The organism is Nostoc sp. (assembly GCF_036917395.1).
Taxonomy (GTDB): domain Bacteria; phylum Cyanobacteriota; class Cyanobacteriia; order Cyanobacteriales; family Nostocaceae; genus Nostoc.
Genome location: NZ_JBALDI010000041.1, coordinates 62,473 through 83,525, shown reverse-complemented (window position 1 = coordinate 83,525; position 21,053 = coordinate 62,473). Strand labels below are relative to the sequence as shown.

Annotated in this window: 19 protein-coding genes; 11 read left to right on the top strand and 8 right to left on the bottom strand. The window is 42.2% G+C overall.

Annotated elements, in window-relative coordinates; all coding sequences use genetic code 11:
• Positions 1–308 precede the first annotated feature (308 nt).
• Together V7K46_RS14325 and V7K46_RS14320 are read left to right on the top strand one after the other, a co-directional pair.
• A complete protein-coding gene (locus V7K46_RS14325; RefSeq protein WP_335114130.1) occupies positions 309–575 on the top strand; it encodes a HigA family addiction module antitoxin in 267 nt (88 codons plus the stop codon).
• Between the two features lie 98 nt (positions 576–673).
• Positions 674–1,315 carry a hypothetical protein gene (locus tag V7K46_RS14320; RefSeq protein WP_335114128.1) on the top strand — a complete coding sequence of 214 codons (642 nt, stop codon included), beginning with the start codon at positions 674–676 and terminating at the stop codon, positions 1,313–1,315.
• 341 nt (positions 1,316–1,656) lie between these two features.
• On the opposite strand, the gene rfbB is transcribed toward V7K46_RS14320, so the two are convergent.
• The 4 genes from rfbB to V7K46_RS14300 all read right to left on the bottom strand — a co-directional run bounded on the left by rfbB (position 1,657) and on the right by V7K46_RS14300 (position 5,509).
• Complete coding sequence (rfbB, locus tag V7K46_RS14315; protein WP_335114126.1) at positions 1,657–2,718, bottom strand: dTDP-glucose 4,6-dehydratase; 1,062 nt, start codon at positions 2,716–2,718, stop codon at positions 1,657–1,659.
• Positions 2,719–2,882: 164 nt separating this feature from the next.
• Entirely contained in the window at positions 2,883–3,881 is a 999-nt protein-coding gene (locus V7K46_RS14310; protein WP_335114124.1) for a glycosyltransferase, read from the bottom strand.
• Between the two features lie 203 nt (positions 3,882–4,084).
• On the bottom strand, positions 4,085–4,786 hold the full coding sequence (locus V7K46_RS14305) for a DUF6391 domain-containing protein (RefSeq protein ID WP_335114122.1): 702 nt from the start codon (positions 4,784–4,786) through the stop codon (positions 4,085–4,087).
• 459 nt (positions 4,787–5,245) lie between these two features.
• A complete protein-coding gene (locus tag V7K46_RS14300; protein WP_335114120.1) occupies positions 5,246–5,509 on the bottom strand; it encodes a helix-turn-helix domain-containing protein in 264 nt (87 codons plus the stop codon).
• 363 nt (positions 5,510–5,872) lie between these two features.
• On the opposite strand from V7K46_RS14300, the gene V7K46_RS14295 reads away from it, so the two are divergent.
• Positions 5,873–6,844: a carbohydrate kinase family protein gene (locus V7K46_RS14295; RefSeq protein WP_335114118.1), complete on the top strand. Its 972-nt coding sequence runs from the start codon at positions 5,873–5,875 to the stop codon at positions 6,842–6,844.
• Here the strand turns inward: V7K46_RS14295 and V7K46_RS14290 are convergent.
• The 4 genes from V7K46_RS14290 to V7K46_RS14275 form a co-directional block, all read right to left on the bottom strand.
• Entirely contained in the window at positions 6,841–7,611 is a 771-nt protein-coding gene (locus tag V7K46_RS14290; RefSeq protein ID WP_335114116.1) for an HIRAN domain-containing protein, read from the bottom strand. The two genes, V7K46_RS14295 and V7K46_RS14290, sit on opposite strands and share 4 nt — an antisense overlap.
• Positions 7,608–8,519, bottom strand: coding sequence for a HipA domain-containing protein (locus V7K46_RS14285; RefSeq protein ID WP_335114114.1), 912 nt, complete (start codon positions 8,517–8,519; stop codon positions 7,608–7,610). The genes V7K46_RS14290 and V7K46_RS14285 overlap by 4 nt, the downstream gene beginning before the upstream one ends.
• A gap of 65 nt (positions 8,520–8,584) precedes the next feature.
• Entirely contained in the window at positions 8,585–9,265 is a 681-nt protein-coding gene (locus V7K46_RS14280; protein ID WP_335114195.1) for a polysaccharide deacetylase family protein, read from the bottom strand.
• Positions 9,266–9,388: 123 nt separating this feature from the next.
• On the bottom strand, positions 9,389–9,850 hold the full coding sequence (locus tag V7K46_RS14275) for a hypothetical protein (protein ID WP_335114112.1): 462 nt from the start codon (positions 9,848–9,850) through the stop codon (positions 9,389–9,391).
• A gap of 161 nt (positions 9,851–10,011) precedes the next feature.
• Here V7K46_RS14275 and V7K46_RS14270 point away from each other — a divergent pair, with 161 nt between their 5' ends.
• The 8 genes from V7K46_RS14270 to V7K46_RS14235 all read left to right on the top strand — a co-directional run bounded on the left by V7K46_RS14270 (position 10,012) and on the right by V7K46_RS14235 (position 20,939).
• On the top strand, positions 10,012–10,854 hold the full coding sequence (locus tag V7K46_RS14270; RefSeq protein ID WP_335114110.1) for an RnfABCDGE type electron transport complex subunit D: 843 nt from the start codon (positions 10,012–10,014) through the stop codon (positions 10,852–10,854).
• Between the two features lie 153 nt (positions 10,855–11,007).
• A complete protein-coding gene (locus tag V7K46_RS14265) occupies positions 11,008–12,387 on the top strand; it encodes a DUF2330 domain-containing protein (RefSeq protein ID WP_335114108.1) in 1,380 nt (459 codons plus the stop codon).
• 101 nt (positions 12,388–12,488) lie between these two features.
• Positions 12,489–13,139, top strand: a complete 651-nt coding sequence (locus V7K46_RS14260) for a sigma-70 family RNA polymerase sigma factor (RefSeq protein WP_335114106.1) — start codon at positions 12,489–12,491, stop codon at positions 13,137–13,139.
• Positions 13,140–13,797: 658 nt separating this feature from the next.
• Positions 13,798–14,415: a cytochrome C gene (locus V7K46_RS14255; protein ID WP_335114104.1), complete on the top strand. Its 618-nt coding sequence runs from the start codon at positions 13,798–13,800 to the stop codon at positions 14,413–14,415.
• A gap of 707 nt (positions 14,416–15,122) precedes the next feature.
• Positions 15,123–17,915, top strand: coding sequence for a preprotein translocase subunit SecA (gene secA, locus V7K46_RS14250; RefSeq protein ID WP_335114102.1), 2,793 nt, complete (start codon positions 15,123–15,125; stop codon positions 17,913–17,915).
• Positions 17,916–18,165: 250 nt separating this feature from the next.
• Entirely contained in the window at positions 18,166–19,311 is a 1,146-nt protein-coding gene (locus V7K46_RS14245; RefSeq protein WP_335114100.1) for an AAA family ATPase, read from the top strand.
• A 5-nt stretch (positions 19,312–19,316) separates the two neighbouring features.
• Positions 19,317–19,949, top strand: a complete 633-nt coding sequence (locus V7K46_RS14240) for a DUF3226 domain-containing protein (protein WP_335114098.1) — start codon at positions 19,317–19,319, stop codon at positions 19,947–19,949.
• Between the two features lie 306 nt (positions 19,950–20,255).
• Positions 20,256–20,939 carry a class I SAM-dependent methyltransferase gene (locus V7K46_RS14235; RefSeq protein WP_335114096.1) on the top strand — a complete coding sequence of 228 codons (684 nt, stop codon included), beginning with the start codon at positions 20,256–20,258 and terminating at the stop codon, positions 20,937–20,939.
• Positions 20,940–21,053 lie beyond the last annotated feature (114 nt).

Below are 21,053 nucleotides of genomic sequence, written 5' to 3'. Positions count from 1 at the left end.
TTTAAGGATAGTCATTATCTAAGAAAACTGTGTGAGCCAGATAATTTATTGAAAAAGGAGTACCTAAGCCGTGAGAAAATTTAGAACACTCAATGAATTTAAAGAAGAGTATTTCCGCAAGCACCTGGAATAAATCGACGATTATTTGACCGAAATTTTTCAGGAATATTCAGAAAACAACGATTCTGTCCATTGTTGGCATCTTTGCGCGTTCTTGTCCGTGTATAGCAGATTGATTAGGTAGCATAGCAAACAGGTATGGCGACACAAAGGGGATTGTAAAAAGTATCAGCAGAGGAGACAGCAATATGAGCCAGAAGCTAGTACCAGCAAGAATACCAACACCAGGAAAAATTTTAAGTCGAGAAATAGAAGCCCGTGGCTGGACACAGAAAGATTTAGCAGAAATTATGGGGCATCCAGTTCAAACCATCAATGAAATTATTCGGGGAAGCAAGCAAATTACACCTGAAACAGCTATCGAACTCTCCCAAGCCTTGAGTACTTCTTTTGAGTTTTGGACAAACCTTGAAGCAAAGTATCAAGTTCATCTAGTGGTTTCCCAAAAAACTTGATTTGATAGGCATTACAGTCTTTTACTTTTAATCTCTTGCTTTACTAAAACTAGTATGATACTATACATCTGTTTTATATCAAGCTAAGGAGATACTTTATGCTTAGTAATTGGTCTTGGGGTAAAGTCTTAAAAACTTTTGGTGGTTTGGCTGTTGGCATTGCAAGTATTAGTGCAGTTAACTACTTAAACAGTGACCATTTAGCTTTAGCGACATCAAATTCTTCTCAACTCCAGAATAGCAAAGGCAAAAGTAGCTCAGAAAATCTACTAATTGCTCAGGTTCCTTCTATTACTCGAACAATTAATGGTGCAGTAGTTACGGCATACCCACTTTACCGTTACTATAATTCATCAATTGTTGACCATTTTTATACGGTTGATTTTGGTGAACTAGGAAATGGTAAGAGTGGATATATCTCAGAAGGAATTGCCGCCTACATTTCTAAATCAAAATACGCTGGAACTGTTCCTCTATATCGATATTACAGCTCCGCAGCTACAGACCACTTCTACACTACTAATTTTAGTGAGCTGGGTAATGGTAAGAATGGGTATGTGTCTGAAGGTATTGTAGGTTATGTTTATCCTAGACCTATTACAGATACTCTTCCTGTATATCGATATTACAGCTCCGCAGCTACAGACCACTTCTACACTACTAATTTTAGTGAGCTGGGTGGTGGTAAGAATGGGTATGTGTTTGAAGGTATTGCAGGTTACGTTATCCCCCCTAAATAAGAGGTCATCATGCCTAATATCGAATACGACTGTGTAAGGCACTGGCTTTGAAAAAAGCAAGTAGCACTGTCTCAAATGTTGAATTAAAATTTTGGCATAAAAATTTTAATTCAACATTTTTAGTAGACCAAAAAGTTCTGCGATCGCACAAACTCCATCCATAATGCCTGTTAATCAATCAGTAGTAAAAAAGCCTTTTCTCAGAAAGCGATTCAATAATTTGCTCAAAATTAAAATAGACATCCAAGCATAATTCTTGGTCACTTAACATTATGATGAATTAGTTCACTATGAAAATTTGAGGACGTTACTCGTTAGAGTTAGCCCAATTTTAGATTATTCTATAGATAATTTTTGCGATAGTAGGCTTGATATTCCGCAGATAGCAGAGGTTCCCACCAATTACGATGATTGAGATACCATTCAACAGTTAAACGTAAACCCTCAACAATCGTTACTGAAGGTGTCCAACCAAGCTGAGTTTGAATTTTGTTGGCATTAATTGCATATCTTCTGTCATGTCCCTGTCTATCTTTGACAAAAGTAATCAATTGCTCTGCTGGACGTACTGGTAAATCAGGTGCTAATTCATCCATCATCTGACACAAAAGTTGCACGAGGTTAATATTTTCTACCTCATTATTGCCACCAATATTATATGTTTCCCCTGGTTTACCATGATTAATTACCGCATCCAGAGCCAGACAATGATCGCCCACATAAAGCCAATCCCGCACATTTTTACCATCACCATAAACAGGTAATTGTTTCCCGATCAAAGTATTGATGCACATCAGGGGAATTAGTTTTTCGGGAAACTGATAAGGACCGTAATTATTAGAGCAATTTGTGATAATGGTTGGAAATTTATAAGTATGATAATAAGCACGCACTAAATGGTCACTACCAGCTTTCGAGGCTGAATAGGGACTATTGGGAGCGTAGGGTGTAGTTTCACAAAAAGCCGCATCATCTGCGCCCAGACTACCGTAGACTTCATCTGTAGAAACGTGCAGGAAACGATAATCAGATGGCTGTGCTTTTGCCTCCCAATGTTGCCGAAAAGCTTCCAGTAGCGTGAAAGTTCCCACCACATTAGTTTGCACAAAAGCTGCTGGCCCAAGAATTGAACGATCAACATGAGATTCAGCGGCAAAATGGGCGATGGTATCTATATTTTCAGATACTAGTAACTGATCTACAATGGTGCGATCGCAAATATCCCCCTGCACAAATCGAAAATTCTCTCTTCCCTCAACCAGCGTCAAATTCAAACGATTCCCCGCATAGGTAAGAGCATCCAACACCACCACCCGGTCATCTGGATAAACTCGACGCCAGTGATGCACAAAATTTGCCCCAATAAACCCCGCACCCCCCGTAACTAATAACCGCCGACTCATCCAATTTCCTCTTTTCTCTCTGTGTTCTCAGCGCGGCAGTTGCTTCTCCTAAGGGAGACGCTGCGCGTAGCAAGATCCCCGTAGGGGTACAAGTCGGGGAACCGCAAGGGCGCACTGCCTTGCCTCTGCGGTAGACTGCGGCTTGCCGCTACGAGTTTACGTTTTTATTGCTTAAAGTATTTCTTCTCCAGCTTTCCATATATCCTCTGAGCGAGTAATTTTGCCACACGTATTCCGGTCAAACTCTTAATATTAGATGGCTGCTGCATAGTGTGATCAAAGAATTCATTTAACTCATTTAGAATAACTCGAAAACGATTAATAATATTTTCAGTTCGATGCTCAACCAAAAACTCTTCAGACAAACTAAAACCTACTGAAGTATCAATCACCTTTAGAATCCGCTGGACATCATATTCTTGTGAATATCCAGCAATTTTATAGCAATTAAATCCAGGATCTAAGTAATCTGCCAGTCCACCATTGACACTAGAAAATACTTGACAACCACAGGCAAGAGCTTCCATTGGTTGCAGACCAAATCCTTCACTAACACGCTGTTGTGCCCAGTACTCAGCCGAATCATAGAGGTAAACCTTAGCTCGGTTGAATAGTCCAGGTAAATCCTCTACATAAGAGTCAACAACCAATACTTTACAACGTTTTTGCAAAGCTGGAATTAATTCTTTAATTAAATACTCAGAAGATTTCCGAGCCTGAACTAAAACATCAATATCCCGTTCAAGACCTAAATTTTGAAACTCATCAGAAATTTGATTGGGCAAATAATAAATAAGAGAATTGGGTGATTTTTCTCCCCAATATCCCATTGTATAGCGGCTAACAGTAATGACCGGAATACTCGCAGGCAGTCTAAATGGATAACCTGCACTATGTGCATGGTAAACGACATTGTATTGCTTAAGTTTAGCCACGAGTTGAGCTATATCAAATCCCCAACTGATGACAAAAATTACATCATTTAAATTTTTCTCTTTTAGCAAATCATCAATAAAAAGCTTACCTTTTTCCCGTTGACGGTAAGTTACAACATCAGCACTACAGAATTGCTGAACTAGATTAAGTGCTTTTAACTCAGCCCAAAGGCCACCACAAGCAAATTTGCCATCTGTACCGGGGAGTAAGAAGTAAAGTTTTCTCATAATTTTATTAGGGGAGTGGGTACTTGTACTGAGCAGTTCAACAGGCTCACTGTGAGACGTTGCCGTAAAGCCTACGGCATAGCTACGCCCTAAGCGCCAGCCTCTGGTAGAGTTGTATTGGGCATTGGGCAAGGGGAAAAAGATAAAATTACTTCTTTCCCCTCTGCTCCCAGCAAGAACTGCCCCTCTGCCTCTTGCTCTCTTCAGTCTTGCCAGCCCACTTTAACAAAATGTGCCTCACGCCCCCAAACGTCGCGTGTACGGGTAATATTTTCAATTGCTAGATTAAAAGGAATGGCAGTTGTTAGGTAACGCTGTGCCATAGAACCTAAATCAGGTGCGAGTTCAGCGGCTGTCGTCGCTGCTAACCCCAAACCTATAATTTGCTCGATTGGTCGAAATGGTAGTAACAGATGTACACCGACAGCTAGTCCAGCTGTTAAGAGCATTGCTACTGATAAATTTGTGCCGCAACGGGGATGTACAGCCAAATCCCATTCTCCACTGGTGAGGCGATGTCGAGCAATTGTAACCGCACGGCGCAAATCACTAATATTTACTTCACCATATAAATAGAATCCCTGCTCAGTAGACAAACCGCCTAATAGTTCATTATCTAGTTGAACGTTACTAGGTTCTCTTTTGGCAGAATAGGCACTTTTTGATTCGCTAAGAACCCAAACAGTAGCGTGTTCTAAGGCGTGAACCTGCCGGATAATCAAAATTTCTTTCAACCCTGGAATAAACGATAGCTGCCTAAGTAAATCGGCATCTTGTGTGGGTTGTGGAAAGTCTAAGGGTCGGTATTCTGGGGTCGAAACTTTCTCAGATACAGGTGTCGTAAGATCAAACTTAAAAAATTTAAAGGGAGACGAGCCACTCTGAAAATAAGCAGAAGTATTCATTGGAACACTGCTCTCCAAGCCGATGGAGCAACATAGATTTCTTTCAAATGTAACGCTTGCACTACTGAATTGTTGCTAATTTTTGTGGATGATTGTTGAGTTTGGGCATTGATACGCATGAGCAATACTGTGCCCCTACGACAGATGTAATTTTCAAATCATTCATATTTGGTCTTTCCTGTCAATGCCTAAGTCCTATAATTATTCTCCTGTGCCCCTCTGCGTAAGTTCTAAATCTGTTCTGCTGAATTTGGAAAGGAATTCTGATCTTTATAGTTTCCGAGTCCGAGGGTCAGCTGGCTCCACTAACATAAACTCCGGCTGAGTGAAGGACTCGGAACTTTTGGTAGAGTGTTCACACTGAAAATTTAGGCGTGAGGAGGGGAAAATCAGTAAACCTGAAAATTGGCTTGTCAGTATACCAGACCAGAGCAATTACGTTGCTACTAAAGAAATTGTTTATTCAATCTGGCTAGGTAGAAGACAGCAATTAACATCATTCAAACAGACTTTTCCCCACTGTAAAGCCCAGCGGACAAGAGCTACTCGATTTTCTGTCTGGGTCTTAGTGAGAATATTACTGATATGGTTATCAACTGTACGCTTGCTAATCTCCAGTTTTCCTGCAATCTCTTGGTTAGTTAAGCCAGTGGCCACTAAGTCGATAATTTGCAGTTCTCTGTCTGACAGACTAACGGGGGTCTCAGACTTGCCACCAGCCATGACTATTTCTATCCTCGCTTGGTATATGTACTTAATCGCTCTTTCTAATTCTAGAAGATTCTTTTGTTGGTAGGGGTTTCAAGTGTTAGCAGTAATACCATTGTCAATATTTTCTTTGGATTTCAAGTTGGCAAGAATATAAATCATGACAACAAATAAGTATTATATAACACTTATTTATTTTTAAAAATTAGTGAAAATATTTAGATAATTTAGTCGATGTTCAGAAGCATATAGATGTTATGTAGTAGTAAAAATTGCTATTTAATTCTATGAAGGACTGGCGACAGATTAGCAAAAATTATTGTAGATTTTATACTGTAAATTCCTAATCCCAAATCGAAATCTAAAATTAAAAATGAGATGAGCAATCCCCGTGTTTTGTGCCTTGGTGAAATTTTGTTTGATTGTTTAGCCGATCAATTGGGGCTAAAGCTGGAAGAAGTGAAATCTTGGACTCCCTACCCAGGAGGGGCACCAGCTAACGTAGCCTGTGCTTTAGTCAAGCTGGGGACATCAGCCGGCTTTATCGGAGCCGTTGGTGAAGATGAACCAGGGAATGCACTAGTCAAGCTATTACAAGATGTAGGTGTAGAGACGACGGGGGTACAACGCCATCCTACAGCACCAACGCGGCAAGTTTATGTTACACGGGATCTGGCTGGCGATCGCACCTTCGCCGGATTTGGTCAGTATGATACCGCAGAATTTGCTGATACTTGTCTGCAAGCTAAACAATTACCCAATTCGTTGTTTCAAGAGGCAGATTTTCTGGTTTTGGGTACTTTGGAATTAGCCTATCCTGAAAGTGAACAGGCAATTTACCGCGCCCTAGAGTTAGCAGAACATTACGACCTGAAGATTGTGCTAGATGTCAACTGGCGTCCTGTATTTTGGGACGAGCCAAACATCGCTCATCAAAAAATTCCAGAATTATTTAAGCGAGTCGATTTCCTCAAACTCTCCAAAGAAGAAGCTGAATGGCTATTTGAAAGCGCAGATCCCGGAGCCATCACTTACCGTCTGGGTTCAATTGAAGGAGTATTAGTGACAGATGGTGAAAACGGTTGCACCTACTGTTTGGGTGAAAACGAAGGCAAATTACCTGCGTTTTCCATCCCCGTAGTTGATACAACTGGTGCAGGTGATAGCTTTTTGGCAGGATTCATCCACCAACTGAGTCAGCACGGCATCCACAGCTTGCGAGATGCAGAAACAGCAAAACGCATTGTCACATATGCCAGTGCTGTTGGAGCGCTGACTACCATTAAAGCAGGTGCGATCGCTTCTCAACCGACTGCTGCTGAAGTCGAAGCTTTTCTAGCCCCACATTAACTTTCGGAACTAGCATAAGTTATCGGGATATCAGCTACCAAAGGCTGATACTCCCGACTAGAAAATGGACGAAAATCCTCATGCCATTCTGCGGTCATATTGCACAATAAACGTAGTTGGAGAGCTGTCGGTACTGGGTTAACGCGCTCAACATGTACTTTTACAAGTTCAGGATTTTTGTTCTTGAGTTTAAAAACATCATCGACAATATATCGGGGGCAATAACCTACGATGTAATGATCCTCAGTACATAAAAGCAATGCACGTGGGTCGTAGGGATTTTGAAATTCGTTAGCTAAATATAATACTTCACCCGTTTGTAATTGATTAATTCGTTCAGTTGCACAAGTAGGAAGGTGTCGTAATCCATGTGCAAAAAAATGGATATGGTATAAACCATTTTCATCTGGTTCTGGACAGGGGAAAACCTCAAAATAATCTGTTACCTTACGTCCACCACTCCGAGAAAGAATGCTAATTGAATTGTCTTCTCCTTCGGAAATATTTAGCGATTCAATATAATTTTTGTAGTCGGGGCGAGAGCGTCGCATTAATCGATTAGAAAACAAGGGAAATAGTTCAACTGATGCATATTCTTTGTTCAAGTCTGGGAAGGAATACAATAGCTGAAAATTATGTTCGGCTTGAGCTTTAACAGCACCTTGCGTATATACAAACTGATATTTTTTTCCGTCAAATGTTAAGCGACCAATGGGAAACCAAGCGCGACTTTTTGGATCTTGCCAAGCTAAAAAAAGTGTTTTCATCGTAGGGTGTTTAGCAGCTTACTTTGATTTAACTCCAATATCTTTTGTGCAAATTCAATTGCTGTTTGCGATATGCGATTAGATGGAATACGCTCAAAAAGCTCTAACGTATCATTGCTTGACACCCTTGCTAGATTTTTTAACCATACCCTGGCTGCATCTGGATACCGTTGTTGCGCTTCACAAAATGCATTAAAAGTCTTGAGGGTTCTTTTATCATCAACTCTATCATACAACGCAGAATTGCATCTTTCTACATACGCTTGGACAGAGAAGCCAGCGTCTTTTGTGGTTAGCCTGCTTTTCCTATTAGAATCAGACTCGTTCCTACCGAGACAGGAGGCATGGTCATAAGTTGGTGCTAGATAAATCTTCTCTTGTAAACTGATAAATGCCCAATTTTTATGGTGTCGATCACTATTCCCAATCCAAGTATCCAAGAGTAAATACCCAACAAAAGTTTCTGTCGGATGACTAATTCCCTCTGGTGGTGTCCAGTTGATGGGCAAATTTAGCGAAGCATCTCCGATAGCATTGAATACATTGTGTATTGTGTGTTGGGATAGGTCTTTAGAATCTTGTGGATAATTGGATACTATTCGAGCCAGAATTTCATTACCAAGGGTGAGAATTGCACCTTCTTGAGGCGGCAAAAATGAGGGTGAAACAATGCCATTCTCGCCATTGAACATTGCCAATTGATAATCAGCATGGGGTAAACCTAGCAACTCGGACAACTGGGCTGCAATCTTTTCTGCCCAATCTTCTCCTGTGTTTGGTCTAGCTTTCTTGAATAGGCAACGACCTAGATCCTGATGACGAAACCAGAACTTTGGTTTTGTTCCCAAATCTTCATCGGCCTCCGAGGCATCTAGGGGAACCTCAATGATAGGAAACTGCTCTGGCATAATTAATGGGAAAGCCTGATTTAAAACAAATTATTAACTTCACCTATTTTTAAAATATGTAACAGTCAATGGTTAGCCTTAGCTTGCTGCCACAGAGTATCAACAGTCACAAACTCATAGCCTTGTTGTAGCAGTTGCGGAATGAGGATTTTAATTGTGGCAGCAACATCTTCTCCACCGCAAACACCATCATGCAAGACAATCAGCGAACCATTTTTCACCTGCTGCATAATTCGCTCTACCACGGTGGTGACACCTGGTCGCACCCAGTCTTCTGGTACAACACTCCACATAACTGGGCGGTAATTCCACTGAAAAAATGATTTTAAAGTAGCAGGTGTAAATAAACCATTTGGGGGGCGGACATCCCGCACTTGTTCAGGTTGCAGGTTGCAGGCATTGTAGATGGCAGCTTGGGTTTTTTCTAAACTGTCCTTCAGATCATTTGGGGAAAGCATGGCAAAAGAGCGATGATCGTAGCCATGCAATCCGATCCAGTGTCCGCGATCGCTCACGGCTTTAGCAATGGCTGGTGAACGGTTGACGCAAACACCCAACCAAAAAAAACTGGCAGTAATGTTGTAACGGTCTAATACTGCCAAGACTTCGGGTGTGTATTGAGGATGGGGCCCATCATCGAATGTGAGGGCGATCGCTTTAGAATGGGGATTTCCAGCCCAAAGGCAGTTGGGAAAACTCGGCTGGAGAATGCGGTAGAAAATGGGGAACAGGGGAGCTAGCTGCATTTTGCGTTTACCTGCTGCTGACAACTTTTTGTAGATGTTGCTTGCGAAACTGCGATGTCTGCGACGGGCTGTTCGGTGATGCTTCTGGCAATAAAGCATATTTAAAGCACCGCATACAATGCCTCAATATTCTACCCAAATTGGATGTCTTGGCAGACGTTTGCCACAGGAAGGGCAAGGAAACACAGGATATCTTTCAGCAGCTTTCATCAGAGTGAAATGATCTTGATTGATCCCATCTCCACAATATGGATCGATAAGCATAGGATTGGCTGTTTTTCCTCGCCAATTACAAGAATTACAGGTTAACGTTTCCAAGTGGACTCTTTGGAAGTTTGATTCTATTTCAAGAAAAATATATGGCATCCATTTATTCTCGCTTATCGATATTTTTCCAAGCCCCAAGTGAATTTCAGGGTACTTTTGAGTAAACTCAAGCGCTGACCAAAGCAAATCTAAAATAGCCAGTGGTAGATCATCAATGAAGGCGTTTAATCGCAAAGTTTCCCAGTCTTCTTGGCTGGTAAATAATATTTCTTGACCGTCAATACAAGTGTGTTTGATGCTGGGCTGATTTGAGTTCATGAGCTTGTGACATACTTCTACACCAAACCTCTCTCCGTTTTACCAAGAAGACGCAAAGAGTGGGGACGCTTTGTAACAAAATCTGTAACAGAAATACTATTTGAGTTAGCACTCGTCTAGATTGATGAAAAATCTACGGGGAATCCCTGAATGAAAGGGTAATGTTGCTCAAAGATATACGAGATTATCAAATTCTATTTCTGGGCTTGTTCCTAGTCGTGGGAATCGGTACACGAGATTGGACGCTGCGACCAGAGTTGATTGGAGTAGCGATCGCCACAAGTCTTGCAACCCAATGGATATTGTCATTAGTTACTGGCAAAGAACAAATGACGAATCTTCGGAGTGCTTTAATTACCTCACTGGGACTGTCCCTGCTGTTGCGGGCTGACCACTGGACAACAATGGCAATAGCCGCAGCAATTGCGATCGCCAGCAAATTTATCTTCCAAGTCGGTGATAAGCATTTCTTTAATCCCGCCAATTTTGGGATCATTTCTGCCTTGATTCTGACCCCCGATGCTTGGGTTTCGCCGGGACAATGGGGTGAAGAGTGGTGGTATGGGCTATTATTTACCGGAACTGGTGGCATGATTTTGCAGCGCGTTGGTCGCTGGGACACCACAGCAGCTTTTTTGGGTAGCTACTCCTTGCTGGAGGCGATTCGCAATCTCTGGCTGGGCTGGACTTGGGATGTTTACTGGCACCGATTGATGAGCGGGTCTTTGCTGCTGTTCGCCCTATTTATGATTACAGATCCGCGATCGATCCCCAATTCTCGAATTGGGCGTGTAGTTTGGGCAGTTTGCATCGCCGGATTAACTTTTATCCTGCGGAATTATTTCTTTGTTTCCACAGCAGTTTTCTGGGCGCTGTTTGCCCTTGCACCATTGACCATTCTGCTAGATGTTCTCTGGGTAGCTCCACGGTTTGCTTGGCAAGAAGGAGATGAGGGAGCAGGGGGGAGAACTTCTTACTCACCCCTGCTGTACAGACGCGATTAATCGCGTCTCTCCTCACTCCTGTACAGACGCGATTAATCGTGTCTCTCCTCACTCCTGTACAGACGCGATTAATCGTGTCTCTACTCCTAACTCCTGTACAGACGCGATTAATCGCGTCTCTCTAACTCAGCACTAAAAAAGTAGAGGTATAAAATGAAGTTTTTTCGATTCTTAACGCCATTATTGTTGACAATTGTAGCTTTTTTATGCTTTGCACCCGCAGCTTGGGCATTTTGTGGATTTTATGTAGCCAAGGCTGATACAAAACTGTATAACAAAGCTTCTCAGGTAGTGATAGCACGGGATGAGGATCGCACTGTCCTAACAATGGCAAACGACTTTCAAGGCGAAGTCAAAGATTTTGCAATAGTAGTACCTGTGCCAACGGTGCTGCAAAAAGAGCAAGTTCGCGTAACAGAACCGAAAATTATCGAGCGCTTGGATGCTTTTAGTGCGCCGCGATTGGTAGAATATTTTGACTCAGATCCTTGTGCTGTTACTGATTCGGTAAATCTACCTGCTGCGGCACCTAGATCACGCGCAAGCAATGAGTCAGACAGTGGGAGACGCGGTGATGCTAGTTTGGGTGTAACAGTCGAAGCACGTTTCAACGTCGGCGAATACGACATCGTGATCCTTAGTGCCAAAGAATCTGGGGGACTAGAAACTTGGCTCAAAGGCAATGGCTACAAAATTCCCAGAGGTGCGAAACAGTTACTAAAGCCCTACATCCGCTCCTCAATGAAATTCTTTGTTGCCAAAGTCAACTTGGATAAATTCGAGAAATCTGGCTACCAGTTCCTTCGTCCGCTACAAATTTCCTACCAGTCAGCCAAATTCATGCTGCCAATTCGTTTAGGCATGATCAATGCTACGACAGAACAGGATTTGATTGTCTACATCCTCTCGCCCCAAGGACAGGCAGAAATCACTAACTACCGGACGGTGAAAATCCCTTCCAACAGGAACATTCCTTTGTTTGTCAAAGATGAATTTGGTGAATTCTACAAATCCATGTTTCAAACTGTTTACACCAAAGAAGACAGGAAAGTTGGTTTTTTGGAATATGCTTGGGACATGAGTAGTTGCGATCCCTGTTCTGCTGATCCCCTAACCCAAGAGGAACTAAAGCAAGCAGGTGTATTTTGGCTAGATGATAATTCTGGAAGTAATCTGCCAGCATCCCCCAGCTTTCGTCGTCCCTCTCCTAAAAGTAACGTCTTCATCTCCCGGCTGCATGTCCGCTACACCCGCGACAAATTCCCTGAAGACCTGATATTCCAACAAACTGCTAACAGTGAATCTTTCCAAGGGCGTTATGTTTTGCAACATCCCTTCCAAGGGGAACTCAAATGTCAGGCAGGTAGAGAATATAAGCAGTCTTTGCCCAAGCGTTTTGAACAAGAGGCGCAAACTCTAGCTAAACTAACCAACTGGAATATCCAAGACATTCGCAACAAAATGAAGCTGAGTATTGGTAATCTGACATATTCCTGGTGGGAAAATTTATTGTCCTGGGTAAGATTATATTGAGAGGATTTGAAAAAAAATACCGCATCTTGACCAAAGGTAATTTTTTAGGGGGTTGTTATAGGCAATACTAAGATATTCTTGCTTTCTGCCCCAAGATTGTCATGGTTCAATTCGATGAACAGCTACGCTGCTTAGTTAGCGAAGCCTGTGGACACCCACCTGGAAGCCCTCAGCGTCAGAAGCTGCTCACGCAAATTATTCGCTTGACAGCAAGTAGACTCTGGAGGGAAAGTACTCCCTACTATCAAGATGCACTACAACAAACTTGGTTGTATTTCTGCCGCAATGTTTGTGAAGGTTTGACAGGTCAAATCTATGACTCCACCTATGGCACTGTCATCACTTGGCTGAATGCTTACCTAAAACGGAGACTACAAGACTTTTACACTAACCAGAACCGAGAACAAGCTATAACAGTCCCTCTTTGGGTTCGTCAGTCTACATCAGGTGGAATCAGGGAAACCATTGATCCTGTAGATAACCTCCCAGCTACCCCCCAAGCACCTCCCATTCTGGAAGACTTGGAGATATGGGCTAAGACAGATTCCGAAGGAGAACTGCGCCGTACTTACATTAAAGGGCGTCCAGATGTGAATTGTCAGGTGTTAATTCTCAAACGCCTACCCCCGGAAGTTAGCTGGAGAGAATTATCTGAGGAATTTGGGCTGTCAATTCCGACATTAAGCAGTTTTTATCAGCGCCAATGTCTACCACGTTTGCGTAAATTCGCACAATTGGAGGGATTGTTATAAACCTAACTTTTCACGGTAAGTCCTCAAGCCCCGAAAAAGCGTGGCTTTTTCCACAGTTTAATTCTCAATAGCTTTTAGTTAATGAAAATAGCTAACGGAAAAATCAGGGCTTGGGAAACCCTCAAAATAACCTTTTCTACATATCGTGAAAAGTCAGCCCGATTGCTCGGTTTCAACTGAACGTAATCGCACACAATGGCGGCGTTTAAATCCCTATCTATAACTACTACAGTTGTAAGTTATTGGTGAGGATTATATTATTTACAAGGTGAGAAACAGTGGCATCCAAAAAAGTAAAAGTGCTGGATACCGATTGATTTATTAAGTTGAGCCACCTACAAGTATTTTGTTACTAACGATTTATTCTAAGTCTGATCGAGAAAATATTGGTGTAAATGAAATCTGAGGTATTTTAGCTGATTTTTCTAGTGAGTCAGGTTAAAACTGTCAGAATATTTTTCCTTGTATAGTCAGTAGTGCGCTGAATAGACATTTATATTACTGTTATGCATGGAGAGAGGCGTAGACGCAGAGCGGCTTGCCAATAAGCATCGCCACATTACTAAAAGTACTTACGCAAAATGTGAAACACTGCCAAGACTGCGTAAGTCCTATGATTAGCACAAGCGCTACTTCTAAATATCTGGGAATGTGAGGAATGTCAATTTTTGTTAAGCGCAAAACCCACAATGGCGAAAAACGCCTGCCTAACAGCGATGGGCTACGTCCCGCCCGAAGCGATCGCCAAGTGCTACAGCAAAGCGCCGAACGCCAATTTAAGCGCCAATTTTTCGGTTTACTTTTGGTAATTGTAACGTGGAGCCTAGCTATGGGCTGGCTTCTAGCCTTGGCAACTAATGCCCACAGTGCTACTCCCCCTGCCGAAATTGGCACAGTTGACGTAGTTCCTGCACAGTACCAACTAGGGCAAGAACTCTATTTGGAAAACTGCTCCACATGCCACATCGCCTTACCACCAGCCGTTTTACCCACCCAAACTTGGAAAAATCTCCTGCAAGACTCGCAGCACTACGGCGCACAACTAAAGCCTTTAGTCGATCCGCCACGCATCTTGGTGTGGAAATATCTTTCGACTTTCTCCCGTGTGCAGCTAGACGATGAAGAAACACCCTATCGCCTAAACAACTCGCGTTATTTCAAAGCTCTACATCCAGGAGTTAAGTTACCACGTGCTGTCCAGCTTGGCAGTTGTGTCAGCTGTCATCCCAGTGCTGATGATTACAATTTCCGCCGCCTGACACCAGAGTGGAAGTGAAGAGTTAAGAATTATAGCATTTCACGCAAACCCTGATACATATAGATTTCTCGTAGGGGCACGGCATTGCCCATTGGTGTCATACTTAAGCGCAAACCCCTTTAAAACCTCGTTTCCAGCCTCTGGCTGGAAATGCTCTTCAATTGCGGCTCTGCCGCCGCTAGTTTTGACGCAAAGCCTCCCATTAGGCATTCCCAGTCAAAGACTCTTGACGAGACAATCTCTAAAAGGTTTTTCTAGTCAAGCTTTTACCTTAAGTTGACACCAATGGGCATTGCCGTGCCCCTAATAACGTACTTGTATCATTATTAGGACTTACGCAAAAATCGCCCAAAAGCTTAATTTATCGAATCGCCAACGCGCAACGTCTGGTAGAGAATAATTCGTGGAGTGTGCGTAAGTCCTAATTATTAAAGTGAAACGGTATTAGGAGTTGAAAAATTCATAACTCATATCTTATAACTCTATTCCCCCACTCCCTCTCTGGCCCTATCTGGGGGCAAAATGATACTATGAAGAAAGACTAAATATAAGATAAGAGTTAAAACCAATCAGTTTACTAAATGATTGGCTAGTTTTTCTCCTGTTTTTGAGTTAATTCTCGGTTACACCCATCCACGACCAAGACGGTTGGGTTGGGTTAAATGTTTATAATCAATACCGAACCTTTAATCCCCATCCCCCTTGATTCAGTTCTATAACCTGCCATGTTAAAACTTTTGTTGGGCGACCCCAACGCTCGTAAGCTTAAAAAATACCAACCTTCTGTTACTGAAATTAACCTTTTAGAGGAAGAAATTAAGGTTCTTTCCGATGAGGAGTTAAAAGGTAAAACCGCTGAATTTAAACAACGGCTTGCCAAAGGCGAAACTCTGGATGACATTTTGCCAGAAGCTTACGCTGTTGTCCGGGAAGCAGGACGGCGAGTCTTAGGCTTGCGGCACTTTGATGTCCAACTCCTTGGCGGGATCATTTTGCATATAGGGCAAATTGCCGAAATGAAAACCGGTGAGGGTAAAACATTGGTCGCCACCTTGCCGAGTTATTTGAATGCCCTGACTGGTAAAGGTGTACACGTGATCACGGTGAACGATTACCTGGCTCGTCGGGATGCGGAATGGATGGGACAGGTGCATCGATTCTTGGGGCTGAGTGTGGGGCTAATCCAGTCAAGCATGACTCCCAGCGAACGCCAGAAAAATTACGATTGCGATATTACCTATGTCACCAACAGCGAGATAGGATTTGACTACTTGCGGGATAACATGGCGACATCAATGGCAGATGTGGTGCAACGCCCGTTCAATTATTGCGTGATTGACGAGGTAGACTCGATTTTAGTTGATGAGGCGCGGACACCACTGATTATTTCTGGGCAGGTGGAAAGACCTACAGAAAAGTATCTGCAAGCTGCTGAAATTGCATTCACACTTAAGAAAGACGAGCATTACGATGTGGATGAAAAAGCTCGTAACGTGCTATTGACAGATGAAGGCTTTGCTGAAGCCGAAAATCTTTTGGGAGTTACAGATTTATTTGACCCAGAAGATCCTTGGGCGCACTTTGTTTTCAATGCGATTAAAGCCAAAGAACTTTTTCTCAAGGACGTAAATTACATCGTCCGCAATGGGGAAGTGGTAATTGTGGATGAATTTACCGGTCGGGTGTTACCCGGACGGCGTTGGAGTGATGGACTACACCAGGCTATTGAAGCCAAAGAACACGAAGAAATTCAGCCAGAAACTCAAACTCTAGCGACAATTACTTATCAAAATATGTTTTTGCTGTATCCAAAACTGGGTGGAATGACCGGAACGGCAAAAACGGAAGAACCAGAATTTGAAAAAATTTACAAACTGGAAGTCGCGGTAATTCCCACCAATCAAGCCAGAAGACGGGAAGACTTGTCTGATATGGTCTTTAAGACAGAAGCAGGCAAGTGGGGTGCGATCGCTAGAGAATGTGCCGAAATGCACGAACTCGGCAGACCTGTATTAGTAGGAACCACTAGTGTGGAAAAATCCGAACTTCTCAGCCGACTGCTGAAGCAACTGGAGATTCCCCACGAATTACTCAATGCCCGACCGGAAAACGTCGAGCGTGAGGCGGAAATCGTCGCCCAAGCCGGACGCAAAGGTGCTGTAACGATTGCTACTAATATGGCTGGTAGAGGTACAGACATCATCCTCGGTGGTAACTCTGAATATATGGCACGTTTGAAGCTGCGGGAATACTTCATGCCCCGGATCGTCATGCCAGAAGATGAAGACACCTTTGGCGTTCAAAGGCCAGCCGGATTGCCTACAGGGCACGGCGGTGGTCAAGGCTTTGTCCCTGGCAAAAAAGTCAAAACTTGGCGGGCTTCACCAGAAATTTTCCCCACCCAATTGACAAAAGAAACAGAAAAACTGCTTAAAGAAGCAGTAGAAATTGCAGTGCGTGAGTATGGTGATCGCAGTTTACCGGAATTGGAAGCTGAAGACAAGGTAGCAGTAGCCGCAGAAAAAGCTCCCATCGACGACCCCGTGATTCAGAAATTGCGGGAAGCATATAACCGCATTAAGCAGGAATACGAACAATTTACTACCCGCGAACATAATGAGGTAGTGGAAATCGGCGGTTTGCACGTAATTGGTACAGAACGCCATGAATCGCGGCGGATTGACAACCAGTTGCGCGGACGTGCAGGAAGACAGGGTGACCCAGGAACCACAAGATTCTTCCTCAGTTTAGAGGATAACCTACTGCGGATTTTTGGTGGCGATCGCGTTGCTGGGTTAATGAATGCCTTCCAAGTGGAAGAAGATATGCCCATCGAATCTGGGATGCTAACCCGCAGTTTAGAAGGCGCACAGAAAAAAGTTGAAACCTACTACTACGACATTCGGAAGCAGGTATTTGAGTATGACGAGGTGATGAACAATCAACGTCGTGCTATTTACGCTGAACGCCGTCGGGTGTTAGAAGGTCAAGATTTGAAAGAACAGGTAATCAAGTACGCTGAAAAAACGATGGATGACATCGTTGACTACTATATCAACGTAGACTTACCCTCGGAAGAGTGGGAGTTAGAAAAGTTGGTTGAGAAAGTCAAAGAATTCGTCTATCTGTTAGCGGATTTGCAGCCAAGTCAATTAGAGGATATGTCAGTCAGCGAGATTAAAGCCTTCCTCCATGAACAGGTGCGAATTGCTTACGATCTCAAAGAAGCGCAGATTGACCAAGTTCAGCCCGGACTGATGCGCCAAGCTGAACGCTTCTTTATCTTGCAACGCATTGATACCTTGTGGCGGGAACACCTGCAACAAATGGATGCCTTACGCGAATCAGTGGGATTACGTGGTTATGGTCAAAAAGACCCACTGATTGAATATAAGAGCGAGGGTTACGAACTCTTCTTGGATATGATGGTTAACATTCGCCGAGATGTGGTGTACTCGTTGTTCATGTTCCAGCCGCAGCCTCAGCAGATGATGCAGGCAGAATCAGAGATGGTGTAAGTAGGGAATATCTTATGCAGAGACGCAAAGGCGCAGAGGCGTTTTTGCGTCTTTGTTTTATGCTAGTAGTGCATTCATTTGGCAGGAGAATCAGTTGAGTATTGTTGCTGAAAGAGCAAATCCCTTATTTTTGATCAAGGAAAAAGCATTTCTTTTCCAGTTTGTTCACCAGTAATCAGCGTTCTTGATTGAGGATGCTGTATAGTCCAGTATCTTATAAGCTAATGAAAAAGGATGAGGTCGAGCCTATATGCTAGAGTCCTTCCAAATACATAATTTCAGACTTTTTCATCATCTTGAGGTTAAAAGATTAGGTAATGTTAACCTTATTGTGGGCAGGAATAATGCTGGTAAAAGTACATTTCTCGAAGCAATAGAACTTTATGCCAGCAATGCCTCACCTATGAGTCTCCTTGAGCTTGTAGATTCAAGACAAGAATCTTGGTTTAGTGAAGCACAACTACATACTCAAACTTTTCTTGGTAATCCCATACGCCATCTATTTTTTGATCATAAATTACCCGATATAGGAGAAGAAGGCATCATTCTGGGAGAAGTTTCCTCAAGCGCAAAGATTCATATTGGTGTTGCTGCATATCAGATTAAATCCGATGACGAAGGCAGCAAGAAAAGAATCCGCATCACTGATAAGCAGTTGTATGAGGATTTATTAGATATTGAAGTTGTTCTCGTAGCAGAAGAAAGTGAAAGAGTTCGGAGACTCTTCAGATTAAATCGTGATTTTAGAGATATGAGGCTTACAGCTAGAGTTGCTTACGAACGGCTAGATGCTGAATTTAAATACACATGGCAATTTGTTTCAACAGAAAATATGCCTAATCGTAAATTAGCCGCTCTTTGGGATTTGACAAGTTTAACTAATTTGGAATTAGAGGTTATTTCAGCCCTTAAACTTATTGAACCTAAAGTATCTGGAGTTGCTTTTGTAGAGGATATTAGCAAAGGACGTGGAGGCAATAATCGGGGACAGGAAGGTGATAATCGTATTCCATTAGTAAAAATTGAAGGTATAGATGAGCCATTACCTCTAAAAAGTATGGGTGATGGAATGACTCGTTTATTACATATAATTGTAGCTCTCGTAAACGCTCGAAATGGCATCCTTTTAATTGATGAATTTGAAAATGGATTGCATTGGACAGTACAGCCTAAAATTTGGGATATAGTTTTTAATTTATCAGAAAGGTTGAATGTTCAAGTATTTGCAACAACACATAGTCGAGATTGTGTAAAAGGTTTTGACAGCGCATGGAATAAGTATCCTTCACTTGGTGCTTTCTTCAGACTTGAAGCTAAAGATAATCTTATTAAGGTAACAGAATACACTTCCGAGACGCTTACTGATTCTCTTGAAACGGACGTAGAAATACGCTGAATAATATGAGTGATATCTGTAAGCAAAATACCGATAAAATATTACTTGTTGAAGGGATAGATGATTGCCATGTCGTAATGGCTTTGTGTGCTGCCTATCAAGTTCCTGAAACTTTTGGAATATATGAGTGTAGTGGAGATATAAAAGTTTTAAAACGTCTGAATGCTTTGATTGTACGTCCTGAGCATCCTCAAGTCATAGGAATAATGCTTGATGCTGATACTTCTGTCGAAGGCAGATGGGCAAGCATCAAAGGCAAATTAAGTCATTATAGCTATAAATTACCAGATATTTCTGATATTGATGGAACAATAGTTGAGAGTGTTCCAGATAAACCTAAACTTGGATTTTGGCTGATGCCAAATAATCAAAATTCTGGTAAGTTGGAAGATTTCTGTGCCGAACTAGCAGAACCAACAGCTTTAGTATTTGCAAGAGAATGTATTGCAGAAGCACAAGTAAAGAACTTAACAACTTTCAAACCATTAGATATTAGTAAAGCAGTCATTCACACATATCTTGCTTGGCAAGATGAACCTGGTCGTCCTATGGGGCAAGCGATTACTAAGCAGGCTCTGCGCCCCAATACAGAGATTGCTGTAAGGTTTACTAATTGGTTAATACGTCTTTTTACGTAAAACTATTTTTTTATTTTCTAGCCGATGAATTCTGAGCAAACTTATCTGAGTGTATTGTAGGCGATCGCTTTTGCCGTAGTTTTGGAGTTGTCTGTGAGGCGATCGCAATCGTTGAATAATTTGAATACTTGTCTATAAAGCAATCTCATCTCACAGACATAAAAACAAGCTATCAAAAAATTTTCAGCCATTTATTAAAGATAAAAAATTATTTGTTTAGATATACCAGATGAATATGAGTATATGGGAACCAGCTTTAATTGAGTTGTTAAAACAGAAAGTTCTACCGCTATTAAAAATGAAAAAATGAATATTAAAGAAGCTTTTGATTCTGCCGCAGTAGATTATGATAACTTACGTCGTATTCTAATTCCCTGTTTTGATGACTTTTACAAAACAGCCGTTGAAATCATACCAGGCGATCGCACTGCGCCGTTGAAGATTCTAGATTTGGGTGCTGGTACTGGACTTTACTCAGGTATGGTTCAGTCCGTCTTCCCCAATGCAGAGTTCACCTTGCTGGACTTAGCCCCTGAGATGTTAGAGAAAGCTAAGTTTAGATTTAGCAAAATGGGTAAATCTCCCAAAATCTTAGTTGGTGATTACATTGAGACTGATTTAGGTGGTTCATATAACCTGATAATTTCTGCCTTATCAATTCATCATCTGTCGGATGTTGACAAAGAACTTCTTTATCAACGGATTTATGATGTCCTCAATCCTGGAGGGATATTTGTCAACGCCGATCAAGTTCTCGGCAAAACCCCTGATTTAGAAAAACTTTACCGTCAACACTGGCTAGATTCTGTCTGCGCTAAGAATATCTCAGAGGAGGATCTCAAACCTGCACAAAAACGCATGGAATACGATCGCATGGCAACTCTTGATATTCAACTTCACTGGCTAGAAGCGGCTGGGTTTCAAAATGTGGATTGCTGGTACAAAAATTTTAGCTTTGCTGTTTTTGGTGGTTATCGACCGACTATTTAACTAAGTAAGTAGGCACAAATAATTATAAGATGTTTTCGTAACGCACCGAAAATTAAAGTACTTAGTCTTCAGTAATCAATATAGCGCTCTCAAATGAGTCAGAAGCCAGAGGTC